Source organism: Neisseria sp. P0009.S007 (genome assembly GCF_051962515.1).
Genome location: NZ_JBQCVF010001323.1, coordinates 1 through 232, shown reverse-complemented (window position 1 = coordinate 232; position 232 = coordinate 1). Strand labels below are relative to the sequence as shown.

The 232-nt window shown below is 59.9% G+C and carries 1 pseudogene; it reads left to right on the top strand.

The features are described 5' to 3' along the window. A pseudogene (locus tag ACTHS3_RS18780) lies at positions 1 to 232 on the top strand (surface lipoprotein assembly modifier); the annotation flags it as partial.

Here is a 232-nt window from a genome sequence, read left to right as displayed (position 1 = left end):
CCTTTATACCGAAGATAACCAAAACCTCGAAGCCCGAAGCGCATTCGCCCGCGCCCAAGCCGCCGACATTCCTGAAGAAACCCGCGCCCTGATCGGACAATACCTCGGCGAAATCGACAAACGCAGCCGCTGGCACGGACAAATCGGCATCGCCTACGGCTACAACAGCAACATCAACCAATCCGACGGCTCCGTCCGCTGCATCCTGCCGCTTGACGGCCAATGCCTCGCC